Annotated in this window: 19 protein-coding genes; 12 read left to right on the top strand and 7 right to left on the bottom strand. The window is 37.9% G+C overall.

Annotated features, from left to right (window positions below; translation table 11 throughout):
* The first annotated feature begins 4 nt into the window (after positions 1 to 4).
* The 5 genes from ABMA76_RS02210 to ABMA76_RS02190 are packed head-to-tail and all read left to right on the top strand — an operon-like array spanning position 5 to position 3,966.
* Complete coding sequence (locus ABMA76_RS02210) at positions 5 to 640, top strand: hypothetical protein (RefSeq protein WP_393060786.1); 636 nt, start codon at positions 5 to 7, stop codon at positions 638 to 640.
* Positions 633 to 1,703 carry a hypothetical protein gene (locus tag ABMA76_RS02205; RefSeq protein ID WP_393060784.1) on the top strand — a complete coding sequence of 357 codons (1,071 nt, stop codon included), beginning with the start codon at positions 633 to 635 and terminating at the stop codon, positions 1,701 to 1,703. Before ABMA76_RS02210 ends, ABMA76_RS02205 begins: the two co-directional genes overlap by 8 nt.
* Positions 1,693 to 2,598, top strand: a complete 906-nt coding sequence (locus ABMA76_RS02200) for a metal ABC transporter substrate-binding protein (RefSeq protein ID WP_393060782.1) — start codon at positions 1,693 to 1,695, stop codon at positions 2,596 to 2,598. The genes ABMA76_RS02205 and ABMA76_RS02200 overlap by 11 nt, the downstream gene beginning before the upstream one ends.
* Positions 2,598 to 3,182, top strand: a complete 585-nt coding sequence (locus tag ABMA76_RS02195; protein ID WP_392912648.1) for an ATP-binding cassette domain-containing protein — start codon at positions 2,598 to 2,600, stop codon at positions 3,180 to 3,182. The genes ABMA76_RS02200 and ABMA76_RS02195 overlap by 1 nt, the downstream gene beginning before the upstream one ends.
* Positions 3,175 to 3,966, top strand: a complete 792-nt coding sequence (locus tag ABMA76_RS02190) for a hypothetical protein (RefSeq protein WP_392912646.1) — start codon at positions 3,175 to 3,177, stop codon at positions 3,964 to 3,966. Before ABMA76_RS02195 ends, ABMA76_RS02190 begins: the two co-directional genes overlap by 8 nt.
* Positions 3,967 to 3,992: 26 nt before the next feature.
* On the opposite strand, the gene ABMA76_RS02185 is transcribed toward ABMA76_RS02190, so the two are convergent.
* The 6 genes from ABMA76_RS02185 to rho all read right to left on the bottom strand — a co-directional run bounded on the left by ABMA76_RS02185 (position 3,993) and on the right by rho (position 9,954).
* Positions 3,993 to 5,030, bottom strand: a complete 1,038-nt coding sequence (locus ABMA76_RS02185) for a hypothetical protein (protein WP_393060780.1) — start codon at positions 5,028 to 5,030, stop codon at positions 3,993 to 3,995.
* Positions 5,031 to 5,130: 100 nt separating this feature from the next.
* Positions 5,131 to 5,466, bottom strand: coding sequence for an HIT domain-containing protein (locus tag ABMA76_RS02180; protein ID WP_392912642.1), 336 nt, complete (start codon positions 5,464 to 5,466; stop codon positions 5,131 to 5,133).
* A gap of 11 nt (positions 5,467 to 5,477) precedes the next feature.
* Positions 5,478 to 6,728 (bottom strand): UDP-N-acetylglucosamine 1-carboxyvinyltransferase, encoded by a 1,251-nt coding sequence (gene murA / locus ABMA76_RS02175; protein ID WP_392912640.1) that lies wholly within the window; start codon positions 6,726 to 6,728, stop codon positions 5,478 to 5,480.
* Positions 6,721 to 7,605 (bottom strand): N5-glutamine methyltransferase family protein, encoded by an 885-nt coding sequence (locus ABMA76_RS02170; protein ID WP_393060778.1) that lies wholly within the window; start codon positions 7,603 to 7,605, stop codon positions 6,721 to 6,723. The genes murA and ABMA76_RS02170 overlap by 8 nt, the downstream gene beginning before the upstream one ends.
* An 8-nt stretch (positions 7,606 to 7,613) precedes the next feature.
* Positions 7,614 to 8,678 (bottom strand): peptide chain release factor 1, encoded by a 1,065-nt coding sequence (gene prfA, locus ABMA76_RS02165; protein WP_392912660.1) that lies wholly within the window; start codon positions 8,676 to 8,678, stop codon positions 7,614 to 7,616.
* 28 nt (positions 8,679 to 8,706) lie between these two features.
* Positions 8,707 to 9,954 carry a transcription termination factor Rho gene (gene rho / locus ABMA76_RS02160; RefSeq protein ID WP_393060776.1) on the bottom strand — a complete coding sequence of 416 codons (1,248 nt, stop codon included), beginning with the start codon at positions 9,952 to 9,954 and terminating at the stop codon, positions 8,707 to 8,709.
* A gap of 212 nt (positions 9,955 to 10,166) precedes the next feature.
* Here rho and ruvX point away from each other — a divergent pair, with 212 nt between their 5' ends.
* The 7 genes from ruvX to ABMA76_RS02125 all read left to right on the top strand — a co-directional run bounded on the left by ruvX (position 10,167) and on the right by ABMA76_RS02125 (position 19,691).
* Positions 10,167 to 10,625: a Holliday junction resolvase RuvX gene (ruvX, locus tag ABMA76_RS02155; RefSeq protein ID WP_392912634.1), complete on the top strand. Its 459-nt coding sequence runs from the start codon at positions 10,167 to 10,169 to the stop codon at positions 10,623 to 10,625.
* Positions 10,626 to 10,663: 38 nt separating this feature from the next.
* The gene (gene mltG, locus ABMA76_RS02150) at positions 10,664 to 11,701 is read left to right on the top strand and encodes an endolytic transglycosylase MltG (RefSeq protein ID WP_393060774.1); all 1,038 of its coding nucleotides are present in this window, start codon (positions 10,664 to 10,666) and stop codon (positions 11,699 to 11,701) included.
* A gap of 18 nt (positions 11,702 to 11,719) precedes the next feature.
* The gene (locus ABMA76_RS02145) at positions 11,720 to 12,817 is read left to right on the top strand and encodes a FliG C-terminal domain-containing protein (RefSeq protein ID WP_393060772.1); all 1,098 of its coding nucleotides are present in this window, start codon (positions 11,720 to 11,722) and stop codon (positions 12,815 to 12,817) included.
* On the top strand, positions 12,810 to 13,619 hold the full coding sequence (locus ABMA76_RS02140) for a DUF808 family protein (RefSeq protein ID WP_393060770.1): 810 nt from the start codon (positions 12,810 to 12,812) through the stop codon (positions 13,617 to 13,619). Before ABMA76_RS02145 ends, ABMA76_RS02140 begins: the two co-directional genes overlap by 8 nt.
* A 127-nt stretch (positions 13,620 to 13,746) precedes the next feature.
* Entirely contained in the window at positions 13,747 to 15,264 is a 1,518-nt protein-coding gene (locus ABMA76_RS02135; RefSeq protein ID WP_392912627.1) for a hypothetical protein, read from the top strand.
* A gap of 142 nt (positions 15,265 to 15,406) precedes the next feature.
* Complete coding sequence (locus ABMA76_RS02130) at positions 15,407 to 18,979, top strand: hypothetical protein (RefSeq protein WP_393060768.1); 3,573 nt, start codon at positions 15,407 to 15,409, stop codon at positions 18,977 to 18,979.
* Positions 18,980 to 19,319: 340 nt separating this feature from the next.
* Positions 19,320 to 19,691, top strand: a complete 372-nt coding sequence (locus ABMA76_RS02125) for a TraR/DksA family transcriptional regulator (RefSeq protein ID WP_392912622.1) — start codon at positions 19,320 to 19,322, stop codon at positions 19,689 to 19,691.
* 55 nt (positions 19,692 to 19,746) lie between these two features.
* Here ABMA76_RS02125 and ABMA76_RS02120 read toward each other — a convergent pair whose 3' ends face one another.
* Positions 19,747 to 19,965 carry a hypothetical protein gene (locus ABMA76_RS02120; protein ID WP_392912693.1) on the bottom strand — a complete coding sequence of 73 codons (219 nt, stop codon included), beginning with the start codon at positions 19,963 to 19,965 and terminating at the stop codon, positions 19,747 to 19,749.
* Positions 19,966 to 20,004 lie beyond the last annotated feature (39 nt).

Here is a 20,004-nt window from a genome sequence, read left to right as displayed (position 1 = left end):
AGTTGTGAAATATATCGCCAATATAATTTCAATATTCATTCTAAGCTCACTGCTAATTTCATGTGGTGAGCTTAGTGGTTCAAATACAGGTGCTAACCTACTCCCTAACTCTGCTGAGTTAGTGGGAGGTCTTGACGCCGTTAAGTCCGGCGACAACCGCTACCGTTTAAATGGTACTGTCGATAACGGTGGAAACTCAGGACATAATTTTAGAACAAAGTTTAGACTTAATAATGGTGAGACCATTAAGTTCTACTTCTTTGCTTCAAAGAAATTAAGTGGTGGAGTTGTCTACACATTCACAAGAACAAATGGTGTAGTAACACTAGAGATGACACTTAACGGACTTACTGACTCAATCGAATTAACTCAATTTGAAAATATCGAAATCATTGATCTTGATATTGATATTCACAATGATCACACAGATATTCACCACCTCGTTTGGGATTACAATGGTGCGCATAGTGACGCTGAAGAGTGCACATTTGATGGTGACTGTCTTTATAATAGCGAAGACTTTGCCTTTGATGTATGGCTAGGTGTTGGACGAGCTAGTGGAACATATTGGGGATTTGAGGGCGATAAGTCTCAAGTCATAATTTTAGAGGGACCTTTAGAGGCCATTTCAAATGCATAATTTAAATAAATTAATTCTTACTTCATTTATAATTTTTATTAATTCTCATGCCCTTGCCTTTATTGGCACAGGGCTTGAGCTTTCTGTCGCTGGTGATATCGTTTACGATCAAGGTCTAAATGAAGGAAGTCTTGCTGAAGATAAGCTTACGATGAGAGGAGCTGAGTTTATGTTCTACGCTCCTATTGATCATCAATTTGATGGAGTTCTAAGCGCTGCGGCCCATGATGAAAATGGTGAAACAGTTTTTGAACTTCACGAACTCTATATTGCAACTTCAAAACTAATTCCACGCTCTAATCTAAAGGTTGGGCAATTCTTTCTAGGAATAGGAAGACTCAATCGCTTTCATCAACATGACTGGGCCTTTACAAGAGCACCAAAAGTACACCGTACCTTTTTTGCAGAAGAAGGCGTCTTTGATGCTGGTGTTGAATATAATTACCTTATCCCTTCTAATTTAAATATGAATCTTACAGTAGGTGTAACGAGTGGCCATCGTTATGGGCATTCACATACTGCTGGAAGTAAACCCAAATCTCCTACTCACTATGCAAGACTTTCAAGCTTTGCTCCATTTAGTACAACAAATGGAATCGAACTGGGATTAAATTACCTTGGGCGCACAGATGCTCAAGATAATAAAATGATGATTGCTGGATTTGATCTAACTGGAAAATGGAAAGAAGGAAAAACCCTCAACTACCTTCTTCAATCTGAGTTTTGGTACAAGAGTGAAGAAGATATTACTGGTGATCTCACTGAACAATTAGGTCTCTATGTATTTAATGACTTTGCAACAGGAGCCCAAACAAGTGTCGGTTTTCGTCTTGATGCATTCAAGGATCTTTCAAAGAGAAACTCATTAACAGGAAAAAAAGTTAATAATATTAGCTACGGTGCCCTCGTTCAAACTACATACACTTCTAGTGAGTTCGCAAAGATTCGTCCAACTATCTCACATGAATTTGACCGCGAAGAAGGTGCAACAACAGCGAAAGACACACGTTTTTCATTACAATTTGTCTTTATACTAGGGAGTCATCCGGCCCATGAATTCTAGAATCATAACAATTATATTTTTAATTTTTAGCTTTAATACAATGGCAAAGCTAAAGGTCTTAACAACGACAACAGATATCGCTTGGCTTGCTCAAAAGATTGGTGGAGAAAAAGTCGAAGTTGAATCTCTTTTAAATGGAACTGAAGATCCGCACTTCATGGATGCCATGCCTCACTTTATTGCAAAGGCCGCAAATGCAGATATCTTTTGTATGGTAGGTCTTGATCTTGAAGTTGGTTGGGCACCAAAGATCCTTACTCGATCAGGTAATAAGAATATTCAGCCAGGTGGAAAAGGATTTTGTGAAACAGGAAAGACGGTAAAGGCAATAGATATACCTACAGGAAAGATTGACCGCTCACATGGCGATGTCCATCCACAAGGAAATCCTCACTATCACCTAGGGCCGACAGCATATCTCCAAGGTGCCGAAACTGTGCTTAATGTTCTTATTGATATGGATTCGAAAAATGCTACTTACTACATGAATAACTTTGAAAGTACAAAAAAGCATGTAAACAATCTAAAGAATAAGATATCAAATCAACTAAAAGGCATGAAAGGCCTAAGGTTTATGGAGTATCACAGAGAGTTCTCTTACTTCTTAAAAGAATTTGGAATTGTTAATACAGGTGCTATTGAATCAGTCCCAGGAGTCCCTCCTTCTGCAGGCAGACTTGCCCGAGTTGCGATTGAAGCAAAACAAAAAAGTGTTGCCCTTGCCCTTGCGGCAAAGACATCCCCAAAAGGACTTACAGATAAGTTTCAAGAGATGAGTGGAGTTCACGTTAGTCGAGTTCCAATCAGTATTGAAAAAAAAGGGCAAGTAAGAACATATGATGAACTTCTAAGCAATATTGCTAATGATATTTTAAAGAATGCCAAGATAAAATAATGATGAAAGAGACTTACCTTAACATAGAAAATCTTAGCGTTGGCTATCAGTATCCACTTTCAAGTGAGATAAACCTTGGCCTTAAAGCTGGAGAGATTCTCTATATCCAAGGTACAAATGGAAGTGGAAAAACGACTCTAATAAAAACAATACTTGGAAAGGTTGCAAGCTTAGCCGGATCATACAAGTGGTCAATCCCTCTAGAGGCAGTATCCTATCTTCCACAAATAACAAATCCAAATACGAATTTCTCTTATACCATTGGTGAAATACTTGATCTCTACGAGGTCATGGATAAAGATAATGAGCTAATCACGACTTCTCTTAAGAAGAAAAGATGGATAGATGCAAGTGGTGGTGAAAAACAAAAGGTCATGATTCTCACTCGCCTATCAAAGCAAACAAAGGTTTTGATTTTAGACGAACCCTTTAATCATCTTGATATTGAGTCGATTAAAATTGTTTCAGACCTTTTAATCAAACTTAGTACAGTCTATGGAATTACAATTATTTTAGTGAGTCATCATGTCATTGATATACCAGAGAATCGCTTAAAGACTATAGAGGTTAAACGCCATGAGTAGCCTATTTGTCTTTTATCAACTCTCTTTTATTGTTGCGGCCCTATCAGCTGCAGGGCTTACTCAAATAGGAAAGCACTACTTTTCTCGTGGTAATATTTTAGAGATTTTTCTTCTCTCTCAGCTTGCCATGCTTGGAAACTTAATTGCGAAATTATACTTCCATGATCAGTATTCAGGCTTTCTCTTTAGCTATGCCCTCTTTGCAGCAGGAAAATATATTCTTCATAGAATTAAAATCAAGAATGATAAGAAGAATAATTTCATGGTGGGGGGCTATCTGATTCTTTCGTCTTTACAATATCTTTTAATCAGTTACTTCCCTCAGCTTGATTCTCATATGAGTATCGGCTTCTTTGGGAATATGGTTACGGCCTCTAAATTTGAAAATATTCTAGCGATATCTTCATTTATTCTTTTTGGAATTTCCTATAGGGTATTAGCTAAAGCGATAAACAGAAGAACATTTGAAATAAGTGTTCTTGGATCAACAAAACAATCTCTCATTGAGTTGTTTCTTTTTACAATTCCTTTAATAACTTCTCTCTATGTTCTTGGATTTCTTTATACAATGAGTTTTTTAATGCTACCGGCTTTAATTCTTGGCGCCTCTTTTAAGAGTGAGAAGGGAGCAACGATAACGTTATTACCAATTGCCATGATTGCTGCAATGCTTGGCCTCGCAGCGTCTATTATATTTGAAAGGATTAGCACCACACCAATACAAATAATTATACTAGCGTTTCTATTATATGTAGTTAAAGCTATCCTTTCAAAGATAAAATAAGGAAGCCTCCATTACGGAGGCTTCCTTTATTCCTTGATAAGGATATATCCACTTAATTTAGGTTTAACCGAATAGCATCTTTTAACTTTATAATTACTTTTAAAATCGATATATTCACCATTTATATGAATCGTTTGAAACGATTGTTTACGTGCAGATTGGTCGTCAAGAGTCATCCATTTCTTTTTTAATTCTGAGTAAGACTGTATTTCTAAAATTCCTTCTTCTGCACAAACTTCATTATCTAGTTCTTTGATATCAAGTCCAAACTCGTCGCTTACAATGTTATAAAATCTATTAACTTCTAACTCTTGCTCACTCATATATTTAAAAATACGATAATTTAAGCGAAAAAGAGGAGCTGGAATAGTATAGCTTTTTCCATTAAATGGATTTTTTCCACGAGTTGGAGGAATGTAATAATCAACGTTTTCCATATTAAAGCCAGAATTTTCATTATAAACAGGGGCATTAACGATCGCCTTAAGATTTGTGATAATTTTTAAGTTTGGACACTGGCCACGAAGATCTTCAATATTTACATCCTCGACATTGAAAAGCCCTGTATCACAATTTTGGTTATCTTCATCACGTACAGATATCGGCTTTACTCCACCTGTATAATAATCTTCCAATTTTAGATAAACCTCATGCGCAAGGAAGTCTCCAACATTCTTCTCCTTAAAGATCAGGTCGCTCTTTCCATCAAAGAAAACTGTTTCACTTAGACGTTTGCCATATTTTGAAACGAGGTAGAAACGAGCCTGAAGATCAGCGTTAGTAGAAATTCTAAGAGTGATAAGAGAAAAACCATTAACAGTATTAAAATCAATATCTTCTTGGTCAATAGAAAATAAGAACAGCTTCTCTTCATTGATAAATGTCGTTGGACAAGAAATTTTTTCACTTGAAAAATTGGTTTTAATTGACTGACATTGAATTTGAGTTGCAATAAGTGACTGGCCTTTAAAGCTCGGATTAAAATTTTGGTCAACATATGCACTTTCATTTGGTTTACCACATGAAAGAAGTAGGATAATGGGAATCAGAAAAATTGAACGCATAAAAAATCTCCTTAGAATTAATTTTTGCCGTTATAGCGAAAATCAATCCTTAGGAGGCTATATTTCTAATTTGAAATAGAACTTTTTAATTGTGGGATACTTAAGCGCCAAATCCCTTAAGCTGCTCACCTCCAACTAGGTGAAAATGCGTGTGGAAAACACTCTGACAGCCATGTTGATTAACATTTGAAACAACACGAAAGCCATTTTTCTCGAGGTCATTAGACTGCGTGAATTCCTTGATGGCATCAAAGACTTGGGCCATATCATCGCGATTCATTTCATTTATGTTCTTTGAATGATTGCGGTGAATAAATAAGTAGTGCTCTTTTGCTAAGGGTTGAATATCTTGAAATGCATAGACATTTTCGTTTTCAAATACTTTTGTTGAAGGAATATCACCATTTAAAATTTTGCAAAATAAACAATCACTCATTACGCTTCTCCCTATTCGTTTACGAGTTCAACACTTGCACCAAGCTTCTTAAGCTTCTCAGGTAGATCTTCATAACCACGTTGTAGGTGGTAGACACGATCAATTTTCGTTTCACCATAAGCACAAAGAGCGGCAAGAACAAGAGCTGCTGACGCTCGAAGATCAGTACACATAACTGGAGCTGCCGTCAGAGGCTTTCCACCTTCAATAAAGACAGAACTTCCTAGTTGCTCAATACTTGCACCAAGACGAGTAAGTTCTGGTACATGCATGAAACGATTTTCAAAAATATTTTCTGTTACTAGTGAGTTCCCTTCAACAACTGTTAAAAGTGCAACCATTTGAGCTTGTACATCAGTTGGAAAACCAGGGAATGGCTCAGTAATAACTTTTGAACCTTTTAGTGATGACGGGTATGTTTTAACAAAGTCATCACCGATCTCAAGCTTTGCTCCCATGCCTTGAAGATTTTCAAGAACATTGAAAAGATGCTTAGGATTAAAGTTTTTTACCGTCACCTCTGACTTCGTCATAAGGCCTCCGATAATATAAGTAGCGGCCTCAATACGGTCACCTATTGCTTGGTAAGTTCCACCATTAAGTTCCTTAACCCCGTCGACAACAATACGAGATGTTCCGATTCCTGAAACCTTTGCTCCTAGTGAGTTTAAGAAATTAGCAAGATCATCAATCTCTGGCTCCATTGCCGCATTTTCAATAATAGTTTGACCATCGGCAAAGACACCGGCCATGATTAAGTTCTCTGTCGCACCAACAGATGGGAACTTAAGCTTTACATGAGCACCTTTAAGGTGATCTGTTTCTGCGTAAACATAACCACTTTTCATTTCAATCTTAACATTCATTTTCTCAAGATTATCGAGGTGAATATCGATTGGACGAGTCCCAATGGCACAACCACCAGGCAGTGAAACTTTCGCTTTACCTAGACGTGACAGAAGTGGCCCAAGAACAAAGATCGACGCACGCATTGTTTTTACAAGTTCATAAGTTGCTTCGTGAGAACTTAGAGTAGAAGCATCAAAAGTAATATCTTTACCGTTGCGATCACATTGTACGCCCATCATCTCAAGAAGTTTAAGCATTGTATTAATATCACGTAACTGAGGTAAATTTGTTAGTGTAACTTTCTTATCTGTTAAGAGGATTGCCGCTAAGATTGGCAAACAGGCATTCTTGGCCGGAGATATTTCAACTTCACCAGAAAGACGTGCTGGTCCTTTAACTATAATTTTATCCATTTTTAATTCCTTTTAGAAAACGGTAGCGATCTGTATAGTCCTTAATCAGTTCAAGATTAGAGAATTGATATTCACCTAAAATATCTTTTAAGTGTTCTAAATGCAATTCACTACCTTCCATTATGAACAGGCCACCGGCATTCAACTTTTCCTCCACTTGTTGGAAGAAATTTCTAAACCAATTATCATAATCTTCATCTTTTAAGTAAAGGGCCAGATGAGGTTCAAAGCGGTGAACCTGTCCATGAACTTCACTTAAGTCGGCATCCTCTTTAATATATGGAGGATTACTTATTATGATGTCGAAGTTTTCATTGAGATTTGTTAGTAAATCAGATTCTTCAAAGACAATTTTTACCGTCTTTGGGTAGCGGTATCGGTGAAAGAATTTATTGGCACGAGCAACTTCTAAGGCCTTAGGACTTATATCACTTGCCACAATTCTTGCTTCAATTTCTCCAATTTCTCCCGCTAGACTTAGGACAATGGCACCACTTCCAGTTCCAATATCTGCAATAGAGATATCATTAAGCTTATTCTTCTTAATATACTCAGAAGTCCACTCCACCATGATTTCTGTTTCACTTCGAGGAATAAGAACATTTTCATTTATATAAAAAGATGAGCGGTAAAAGAAAGCACGATTGCTAATATACTCCAGGGGGACCCCCTGCCTGACTTTTTTTAAGAATTCTTCGATGACACCTTTATTCTCAGAAATATAAATGTCATCGAATTGAGACTCGAGGATGCGACAGAAGTCTTTCAGCTCGGCCTTTAAACGAGAAAGAGTAATTCCAGGGTAGTTTGCCTCTAAGAATTTTTTATTCTCATTAAAGAACGAGCCGATGTAGTCCCCAAGTGTAGTAAAGCTCATGCTACTACTTATTCCTCTTGGCCTTTAAGCAACTCTGCTTGGTTGTGAGCAATAAGTGCATCAAGAACCGGGGCCATATCTCCCTCAATAATCTTATCAAGAGAGTAAAGAGTTAGACCAATACGGTGGTCAGTTAAACGTCCTTGAGGATAGTTATATGTTCTAATACGCTCAGAACGATCACCTGTACCGATTAAGCCTTTTCTCTCAGCTGCTTCTGTAGCATTCTTTTCTTGTAACATCTTATCAAAGATACGTGCTGCAAGAATCTTCTTGGCCTTCTCTTTATTTTTAAGCTGTGACTTTTGATCTTGGTTATAAACTGCAATTCCCGTTGGAATGTGAGTCATACGAACCGCAGAGTCAGTCGTGTTAACGTGCTGTCCACCTGAACCAGAGGCACGCATAACCTCAACACGTACATCATTCATATCAAGTTCCCACTCAAGATCTTCAGTTTCAGGCATTACTGCAACTGTAATCGTTGATGTGTGGACACGCCCTTGAGATTCTGTTTTTGGAACACGTTGAACTCTGTGTACACCAGATTCATATTTCATCTTTGAGTAAACTTTCTCACCAGAGATTGAGAAGATAACCTCTTTAATCCCCTCATCGTTTTCAGAAAGAGAGTCAATTTCAACTTTCCAGCCAACTGAGCGAGCGTAGTTTTGGTACATTCTTAGAACATCACCAGTGAAGATCGAAGCCTCATCCCCACCTGCACCGGCACGGATTTCAACCATAACGTTCTTATCATCTAATGGATCTTTTGGCAGAAGAAGAATCTTTAGTTCATCTTCAAGTTCAGGAATTATTGGCTCATTCTCATCGAGAACTTCTTTTGCCATCTCCTTCATATCAGGATCATTTTCCTTAAGCATCTCTTTTGCTTCGGCAATATCCTCTTTGATTTGCTTATATTTCTTATAAGCAATAACAACTTCTTCAAGATTAGCACGCTCTGCTGAAATCTTTTTGAACTCCTCTTGCCTATCGTATAATGTTGGGTCTGCCATTTTTTCAGTCAGTACCTCAAAACGCTGTACGACTGAATCAAGCTTATCAAACATGCTCATTTAAAATCCTTTTAGCTTTTTCTTAGCTATTCATTGAGTCCATGAATTCTGCATTAGTTTTACTCTTCGTAATTCTTTGAAGCATAAATTCCATTGCATCAATTGTACTCATTGGGTGAAGAACCTTTCTAAGAACATAAGTTCTTTGTAGATCTAGTTGATCCATAAGTAGGTCTTCCTTACGAGTTGAAGATTTGTTGATATCAAGCGCTGGGAAGATTCTCTTCTCAAGAAGCTTTCTATCAAGTTGAATTTCAGAGTTACCTGTTCCTTTGAATTCTTCAAAGATAACTTCATCCATTCTTGAACCTGTATCAACAAGTGCAGTAGCGATGATTGTAAGTGAGCCACCATTTTCAATATTTCTAGCAGCACCGAAGAATCTCTTTGGTCTGTGTAGTGCGTTTGAGTCAACCCCACCAGAAAGGATCTTTCCAGATGGTGGAACAACAGTGTTATATGCACGAGCAAGACGAGTAATTGAATCTAGAAGGATAATAACATCTTTTCCTGCTTCAGTTAGACGTTTTGCTTTTTCAAGAACCATTTCTGCTACTTGAACGTGACGGTTTGCTGGCTCATCAAATGTTGATGAAACAACTTCCGCATTAACATTTCTCTTCATATCAGTTACTTCTTCCGGTCTTTCATCAATTAGAAGAACGATAAGAACTGAGTCTGGGTGATTTTCAGTAATTGCGTTAGCAACTTCTTGTAGTAAGTGTGTCTTACCAGCTTTTGGAGGAGCAACGATTAGACAACGTTGACCAAAACCTTGTGGTACGAACATATCGATCATACGAGTTGAGTAATTGCTTGGATTAAACTCAAGGTTGATCTTCTTTTCTGGATATAGTGGAGTTAAGTTATCAAAAAGAACTGTCTTCTTATGAGCAGCAGGCTCTTGATCATTAATAGTGCTTACTTTTAAAAGAGCGAAATATCTTTCGTTATCTTTTGGAGGACGAATTTGTCCTTCAACTGAGTCACCTTTTTTAAGTGCGAATTTTCTAATTTGACTTGGTGATACGTAGATATCATCGGCACCAGGAAGGTAGTTATAACCAGGAGACCTTAAGAAACCGAAACCGTCTGGTAAAATTTCAAGAACACCATTTCCAAAAATGTCCTGCTTCTCTTTTGCGTGTGCTTTTAGAATAGCAAAAATTAGTTCGTGTTTTTTCATCCCCGCAGAGTTTTCAATTTTTGCCTTCTCAGCAATCTTGTTTAACTCTTTGATTTCCATCTCTCTCAATTCACTTAAATGCATAAAATGTACTACTCCTGAAATATCTGAATATATAAAATTGAATTTATTTAGAATTTGCCTCTATTAATGATCCATTAATGGCATGGATTTATTAGATTAAATTGGTTGGTATTGATTTAAATAGATAAACTCATCATAAACCCTCCCCCTTTCCTAGTCAAGCTGACTTTAGAGATTGACTTGAGGCGCCAAGATGGGCATAACTACCTAATATGAATGAGTTTTCTAGTTATCCTAAATTTGAAGAATTTCGTGGCCTCAATATCCTCTCTATTGATTATGGAGAGAAGGTCATAGGCCTTGGCTTCTTCTGCCCTGGGCGTGAGCCATTTCCTATTGGGGCAGGCCGTATCATCAACAAAGGAATTGCTCACTTTTATCATGAGCTTGAACAAGTTATAGAAGACCAAGTTGTGGAAGTTATCGTCATGGGGATCCCTTACTTCGTCGATGGCAATGAAAGTGAAAAGACTAAAGAACACAAGGCTATCTTTAATGCATTAGTTGAGAAATTTCCTAGTGTAAAATTCTACCAACAAGATGAAACCTTAACGACTAAGTCGGCCAAGGAGCGAATGCTGAACTCTCCAGAGTATAACTTTCAGTTCGATCCAACAAAAATTGATGAGCTCAGTGCGGTGATCATCCTAGAAGATTTCATAAGAAGTTAATTTCACAAAATATAAAAATAAGATATCCTATTGTTATTATGACAAAGAAAAACTTATTTATTTTTTTGGTGCTTGCACCTGCATTATCGATCTGCCTCTTAGTGGCACACACTTATTACAACATTTATCATTGGCAATACAGTGGCCCTGAAACTGAATTCCAAATTAATAGTGGAGACACTTTTGGAACGATTAACTACCGTTTAGCACAAGACAAGATCATCTACTCTCCGCGCCTCTTCCATCGCTATGTAAAATTTGAAGGAAAGCTAACAAGCTTTAAGGCCGGACGCTATATCATCCCAAAAGGGATCACAATGGACGAGCTACTTGAACTACTTATTAGTGGAAAGAGCTTAACGGTCCGAGTAACAATCCCAGAAGGTTATAACCTCTTTCAAATCGCTAAGGCCTTGGCCGATGAAAAAATTGTTGATGAAAAAGATTTCATTAAAGAAGCAAAAGATAAGAAGTTTGTTCATTCACTAGGTATTCCAGCAGGTCGAGTTGAAGGCTATCTTTACCCTGACACTTATCAGTTCCATGAGAAGATGAAGGCCCGTGCAATTATTCACCGCATGTATGATAACTTTAAAGATAAAACAAAAGACTTAGATTTTTCAAAAGTAAAGCTAACAAAGCATCAGCTCGTAACTCTTGCCTCAATGGTTGAAAAAGAAACAGGTGCAAAGTTTGAAAGACCGACAATCTCTGGCGTTTTTCACAATCGCCTAAAAAAGAGAATGCGTCTTCAATCAGACCCAACAACTATTTATGGGATCTGGGAGTCGTACAAAGGAAATATCAGCAAGAAGCACCTAAGACAGAAGACTCCATACAATACTTACAAAATCTCAGGTCTTCCTGTAGGGCCAATTGCAAACCCTGGACTTGCGGCACTAAAAGCAGCACTTAATCCAAAGAAACACGATTACCTATACTTTGTCTCAAAAAATGATGGGACTCACGTTTTTTCTAAAACATATAAAGAACACAGTCAGGCCGTTGATTATTGGCAAAAGAACAGAGCAAACCGCAAGGGGCGTAGCTGGCGAGATCTTAATAAGAAACAATAATTAAAGAAGTATAAAACTATGAAACTATGGTCATCTTTCGATCAAGATTATATTTTTAAAAGGCTTACTGAGCTCTATAAGGAAGGCGCTGTTTTGAAATTTTGGCAAAACAATGAAGACATGCGCGAAGAATACACTGCAACCTTCAATTCCGTTACAATTGAAAAATGTTCGATTAAATTAACAAAAGAAAGTGCACCCTTCTACACTCGTATCGCCCCGCTTTCACCAGTTTTCTTTCACTACCCTGCAGGGGATATGATATTTAAAAAAGATATTTTCAAATTAGAAAACGGTGGACTATCCTTTAAGACGCCAAGTGAAGTTCGAATACGGGATCGCCGTAGTGTGGAGAGATTTACTTACAAGTATCCAGACTTTAAGAATATCTCTTATAAAGTTGAAGGCGAAGAAGAAACGCAACATGATATCATTCTCGACATTTCACTTAGGGGACTTGCTTTTGTTATTGATGCCAAAAAAAAAGCAAAGTACGAAATCGGTAAGACAATCTATATCACATCTATTACGGATCAAGAGCTGCCACAGCAACACGAAGCGAAGATCGCTTCAGTTAACCGCTACCACGTTTCAGGAGAAGGCTTACAAACTCACCTTCTCCGTATTGGCGTTGAGTTCACACAAACTCTTAACTCGATCACATATGATTCAATCGGCTCTCTTGTAAAGAAGAGAGAAAATAGACTAAAGGGCCTAGATACAAATCTTTTTAATGGTCTAAATCCTGATGACTACCAAAAGCAACTTGCCAAGATTCACGATAAGAATCCTCAACTTGCAATGAATATTTCGGAGTCAGTGGAAGATATCGATCGCCTTCGTTATATGACGATAGATATGAAGCGCGAGTTCTTTTTAAACTTCAATATTGACATAATGGCCTGTGCCCTAAGAATGTCATCGAAAGAGTTAATCAACGACCTACTTTCAGAAGTAACAGCTGGTATTCGTGAAGAATTTTTAATTAAGTATGACCAGCCAAAACCTGCTTCAGCAATTAATAAGGCGCAAGACGAACTAAGAAAGTATATCCATGAGAAGGAGCGCTCGGGCGAGCTAGTTCTAAGCCCGAAGTCATTTGTAAAATATGTTTAGTCTTCTGTCTCTTCTCGATGATATCGCAACAACATTTGATGACGTGGCGATCATGTCAAAAGTTGCTATCAAAAAGACTAGTGCTCTCATGAGCGATGACCTAGCAGTTAATGCAGGAGTTATTCACGGAGTAAATGCCGATCAAGAACTTCCCATGGTGTGGAAAATCTTTGTAGGCTCCCTCTTAAATAAACTCTACAGTATCTTAGGAGTTGTTGCTCTTACCTACTTCTATCCTCCGGCCCTTCAAGTCGTTCTACTTATTGGTGGAATATACTTGGCCTATGAAGGTGCTCACAAGGTTTTAGAAAAAGTTACCAAGCAAGATAGTAAGAAGATTCTGGCAGAGATTAGTGAAGAGAAGAAAGTTTCCGGTGCAATTCGTACGGACTTAATTCTTTCAATTGAAATTATCGTTATTGCTCAAAATAGTATTAGTGGCCCATTTGTTAATCAGCTTATAACTCTCATTATTGTAGGACTTTTGGCCTCGGTTCTGATTTACGGTCTAGTTGCAGTCTTAGTAAAAATTGATGATCTTGGACTCTACCTGATCAGAAAAGAGTATAAGAAACTTGGTTATGCCTGTGTCAGCTCAATGCCTTGGATTATGAGAGGACTTGGGATTGTTGGGACAATTGCAATGTTTCTCGTTGCCGGTGGAATCTTTGCTCATAGCTTTCACTTAGACCTCTACACATATGAAATACTTCAAAACCTATTCTTAGGTGTTATTGGTGGTTTTTCGGCCCTTATCCTTCTAAGTATCCTATCTCATATAAAATCAAAATTCTTACGCTAATTATTGGCATATCTCTTCAGGAGTTCTTCCCTAAACGACTGTAATCACGAGAAGTTTAGTCTACACTAAATTAAAGTTTATTATAGCGATAGACGATAATTTATTTAGTTAACTGTCTGAGGGAATTATGAAAATTATCAATATGCTACTAATTTCATTCGCTATCATCCTTACTTCCTGTGGGGGAAAGTCCTCAAATGTTGAAGTAAAGCTTCAAGGTGCATTCTCTCAAGTAGCAGGACTTTTTGATAATGGTGCTGTTATGTTAGCTGTTGGTGGCCCTTCAGATAAACCACCACTTCTCTATGTTGTTCCCCTTTCACAGGCAACTCTTGATCATGAATTTGATAATGGAAATTGGAAAATTATGGTTTTAGGATGGCATGGTTCAACGGCCGGCGAGATGATGGAAGGTGATCTCTATTGTTCTGTTGTAAAGAATGCTGTAATTCCAGAACAGACAACATTTAATTTTAACCTGACAAAAGTCGATCAAGCGGCACCGGCAAATGTTGTGGATACAGGCCACCCTTGTGCAGAATTCATCGATGGACTTCAAACGGCCAAGTATATGTCAATTTGCGAAAGCTCAAGTTGTAATATGGGCGAGTATATTAGATTTAATACCGATCTCTCACTTAAGTTTGGTATTCCTCACTACGAAGGACCTATTAATCGAGACCATATTTACACTCAATCAAAATTTAATGAATCAATGAATACTTGCTATAGTAGTTCTAACGGTAATCTTCTTGATGGTGGCGACTACGCTAAAATGGTTCTTGATTCTTCCGTTGGACTCGTTCTCCCAATTAGGCTTAAGGGAGGCTTTCACTTACCTCTTAGAATTGAAGGCTTTGAAGATAAGGATAGTGGAACAACAGATTGTTCGACTGGCCAAAATGGCAAACTTGTCACAATGAATAGTATTGGTGAAAAAGATACCGCTGGAAATGATCGTCACTTTTATGATGGAACTTACTTTACGTACTTAATGCCTCCGACTCCTTTTGAGATTTCTATCACGAATTCGACTCATTCATTTGAAAGAAACTCTTCAACAACGGTACAGGTTGGTGGCCCATATGATGTTGCAAACGACACTTATCAAGGCAACTCGATGAATTATACTTGTGAATACAAGGTAGCGGGAACAGATGATTCAACATTTGTTGCTTGTGGATATCCAATTGGCTCTGGCCCTATCTCCTATGATATGGCCACAGGAGATGTTGTCCTTGATGGTAATACAACGAACTTTGATATTGGCGAAACATTTGAATTTAGAATGACTGGCTCTTATTATGATGATGGTCTAAGCATGAATATAACATCGCCAGCGAAGCGCTTTAGTGTTACAGCGGCTCCTATCGTTACGATTCCTATCCCAGACCTAGCGCCAACTCCTGGTGCAAGTCTTGATCTAACAACTGGTGGGAACACAGTTATAACTTACACAAATAATACGGATGATATTGTACACTTCTCTATCGTCTCAAGTCCGGACACACTGACAATAAGTGGGGATATTTCGTGTCCAGTATCGATGTCATGTACGCTAACAGTCTCAGGTAGCCCCTCAGGAGCAGGAAGCTTTGACTTAACTACTAGCAATGGACAGCTTTTCAACTACACATATTACTAAGGTGGCACTAAGAAATGGCATTTCCTTGGCCAATAGCTCATCTAAAGCTCTGAAATCCCGTAGATTTTTGTCCCTTATTCTTTAAAGGTTAAGATTAGCTTAACCGATAAGTTTTGTGGATTAAATTTAATTTGGGGACCGTATGCACCGTCATATTTTTGGATTATTTCTAGTATCACTATTTCTCACTTCATGTGGAGTAAAAACATCAAACACAAAAGTTACTTTTTCAAAATCACAATTCTTAGTTGGTGATTTAAGTTCAAACTTTGATGGTGGTGTTCTGATATTTGGACGAAATAATACGACGAAACAAGTTTTTCAAATTGGTCTCGACCCAAGTTCATCTTCTGAAATTGAAATTGAGCTTCCTTTTGGTAATTACGATGTAAAGGCCATTGGTTGGCATAGTGGAACTACTCCATCAAACCTTACAGGGACAAAGTATTGTTCTCAGATAAATACAGAAGTCGACTCAACTGAAACTCCAATGAACTTAGTTATGACAACGGCCAACTGTGCGTCCCTAACTAATACAGTTATTCATGACAGTACAACAGGCAATCAATTTAAGGTTGAAACTTGTCACGGTGTTGTTCAGGTTGTGGGGAAAGGAAAAAGAGACAGCTGTGATGAGGCTCCAAGTAATGCTCAATCACTTAAGATTCGCTACCTGACAACTAATGCTGAAGGAGTTGTCGATCCTAGCCTAACTCTTGAATCAAAGTGCTTAACACCAAATGCTGGTGATATTTTTACTTATGATCTGACAGCGGACTACAACGTTGTAACAAGTGATAACGGTTTTTATAATCCAGTTGAAATCGTAGCCTACTATGATACTGCTTGCTCAGGTTCCTCTCAAGTGAGAAGAATTCCTAAGACAACTGAACTTCCTTCACTAGAATACCTACTAGCAACACAAGACTCAATGAATGGTCTCACAATTTTAGCAGGCTATGATTCTTGTGCATTTGCAGGGGCGGCGACAAGCTCTCCATTTGCTGCCGATAGTGCTGGTTCGAGAGGGACAAATATTATCTGTACGGCAGATCAATTTAATAATATCGCATCTTACCCTTCTGATAATTATATTATCGGAAGAGCTATTGATTTTGCCGGTACTGCACCTGCAACATCAGGGACTAATTTTAGTGGGACACTAGAAGGAGATATCCTCCTAAGCATTAAGAAGCTACCTCATATTATTGGTGCTTCAGATTCATTATTTAATAGCATCGGGAGTACTGTAACAGACGAAGAAGCAGAGATTGATAATTTAAATATCAATGTTAATTCTCTGACAGCAGGTCCTGTTCTTGCCAAGTACTTAGGAGACTCTTCAAGATTTCATGAGTTAATTATTTCGGGTTCAATGACAAATTCATCACCTTCTACGACACCCTCTGGATCAAGTCTTGGCCACTCATGTGGAGGACTCTTTAATCAATCCTTCTATGATGGAACGACTTCAAAGAATGTGAACACACAATTTGAAAGAATTACATTTAGTAACTTCAATCTAAAATGTACAGGCTTACCGGCCAGCGACAGTGTCTATGTAGGTTCTCTTGTTGGTGCTTTAACAAGTGGTTCAACAGATATTGGAACTAATAATCGTGATATTAGAATCTATGATGTAAATGGAAATATTAACATTGAGGTTGATTCAACAAATACACAGCAGTCTGTTGGGGCGCTAATTGGTTTTTCAGAAAACCTCACAAATATTAGTACCTATAGTAATAATTATGTTTTCTCAAACTCGTATACATCTGCAGCACCTGCAATTATTGGTGGAGTCCTAGGACAACATCAGTCAACTGCTGCAAACTATTTAGGACGCTTAGAGCTTGGTGAAAACAATGTTCACTTAGCAATTACAAGTGACCTTCCTTACAGCACGATTCAAGGAGCTGGAGGAATTGTAGGAAAGATATTTAATCCAGAGTATCTTCAAATTCGCTCTTCAATCACAACTGGAAGTATTGATACTACTCTTAAAAACGCGGGTGGACTAATCGGTCATGCAGCCTTCACAAACCCTAGTGATTCATTTGGTATTCACAATTCAGCGACAAGAGCAAGTATCAGTGCTGATGGAAGTGCTGGCGGCTTAGTTGGAAGACTAAATTTAGATGGAAGCAATGCTAACTTTAGACTTAATCATGTTGCAACGAACTCGATTTCAGGTGCTGCCGCTAACTCATCTGGACTAGAAGGAGTAGGTGGAGCTCTTGGGACACTATCGTCTACAACGAACCTATCTTCTGTAAATTTTGATAACAACTTCTATTCAGGACTACTCTTTACAACTCTTGGTTATGCTACAGGAAACTCAAGTGGCTCTCTTATTGGAGTTATGCCTGAGACAAATACTTACGTGATGGTTAATGGTCACCACTACACGAGATGGGGAACTAGTACTTCTCATATTATTGACTTCATTGGATTTATCAATGAGACAACTCTAGCAAACGTCCTAGATAGAATCACGACAAATCAAGTTGTTTACCAAGGCTACACTGATAGCTCAACAGCACTTCTTCAAAGTGCCCTAAGATATGGAACACCTGGTGGTGAGATCGGCCTGACGTTTAACCAACTTTCTAATAGGTTTCTACCTTCGAGTTTTTCTGGTAGCCCATTCTTTACTCCAAATGGTGACTCTAAGTTAGATGTCGCACTTAATCGTTTTATGAGATTTGCAACGAACGGTCGTGCAATAGTTACAGGATCAGAAGATAGTCCATTTCTTCTTTCTAACTCGTCTGATTTATTGTTCATTAAAAACAACCTATTTATGAGTAACTTCAATTTTAGATTAACGGCCAATATTGATATGGGTGGACAGTTTCTTCAACTTTCTTCTGATAGTAGTCCATTCAACGGTTCACTTGATGGTGCTGGATTTACTATTTCAAATATTAATAATGATTATACTGGTCTGTACAAAAGCTATAATGGAATTTTTCCATATGTTGAATATGGGCGAATTAAAAACCTAAGAATTGCCAATTCTACGATGAGTTTTGATTGCGATGCCTCTGGTGATGCTGGTCTATTAATGGGCAGAATCAATCACTATAATAACTATGGTGATGATCGTGCACAATTTTATAATATTCAATTCGAAAATAATACGATTGCAAGCAGTACGGGTTGTGCAGCGACAGGCCTAGTTGCCGGTACATACTCAACTGAGAATAGTGGAGATGCCTTATTATTTGAAAATATTAGTGTGAAGAATAATAATTTTGCGTCCCCTATTGGTTCACTCTTTGTTGATAAAATTGATTACTCAATGTCGACGTCTGAAACATTTGCCTTTAAGAATCTTGAGTTCATTGGCAATATGTTCACTGATCCTGCACCAGTTAACACATATGCATTCTTCTCAAATAAAGGAACGAATACATTTAATGTTAGTTATGAAAATGTTCTCTATGTAGGTCATAAGGATGGGTATAACCCAACAGATATTCACAGCAATAATAATGCTGGATCGGCCATTTCTCTAAGCAATCACTACGTCTTTATCAATCCAACTTCATTTGCTGGAGTTCTTGATACAGGGATTCTTACAAATGGAACGAACTTCGCTCTAGCAGATATGGCCACAACAACTTTTGATCAGTACTTCATAGTCAATTCAACAACAGGTGCTGTTGATCTTAACCGACCATATATCAAAGAAGAGATGGATCAACGATAAGCATAGTTTAATGCCAATAAATTTAGGCGAAAAAAGTGAGGACGCGTTCAGCGTCCTTTTTTTATTACCGGCAGAACTTACCGATATTATTGGTAAAAAGAAATTAAGTTAATTATTTTCCCGCCACATACGAAGAGTGCCTACAATAGGTTCCCAAGGAGCTTCAGAGCGAAGCAAAGGCTGAGGTTTTAGGGCAACTATTGAAAATGAATTGAAAGCAACTATTGCCGACTTTTAAAACAACTTTTGAACTAAATAAATTCAGGGTTAAAATTAAGTGTCGCGTAATAGTTTAACCAACAAACTTTGCTTGTTTTACTTCGTTAAGGAGGAGGACTAAATGGAAGCTGAAAAACTAGAATATTTTAAAAAGAAGTTATTGGCCGCAAAAGCTGAAATTCTTAACGGTGGTATTCTAACAAGTACTGAAGACCTTAAGATGTCGACAGATGATCTACCTGACGAAGGTGATGTGGCAAACGCAGTAATTAACCAACAGGTTACATTTAATATGCGTGCTAGAGCAATGACTAAACTGAGACAGATCGAAGAGGCGCTTCACCGTATTGAAGACGGTACTTACGGACACTGTGAAGATTGTGACGAGCCAATTGGTAAGAAAAGGCTTGAAAACCAACCATGGGCCGATCTTTGTATCACGCACGCTGAAGAAAGAGAGCGTGAAGAGCAACACATGCGAAGAGCTTCATAGCTTTTTTCATATTCCAAATGTTAGTTAAAAAGCCTGCAGTTGCAGGCTTTTTTTATTATAGGGCCATCCCCTCGTCTACACTAAAGGTCTCCTTCTTTATATAGACATATTTTGATATATCCCTTTTTAAGACTTTCTTAACCTGTTCATTTGATTTGAGGATCTCCTCCACCTTAGGACTCGTTGAACTTGAATTTGTGTTATTAATTGGTGCTACGATCATGACATATGCAAAGACAAAGATACTGATTGATAGTGTCCAAATTGTTTTCACTGAATTACCCTCCATGGTAAGTTCTTCTTCTGTTCATAA

Source organism: Halobacteriovorax sp. ZH5_bin.2, assembly GCF_043196375.1.
Classification (GTDB): Bacteria; Bdellovibrionota; Bacteriovoracia; order Bacteriovoracales; family Bacteriovoracaceae; genus Halobacteriovorax_A.
This window is presented reverse-complemented; position numbering and strand designations above follow the sequence as displayed.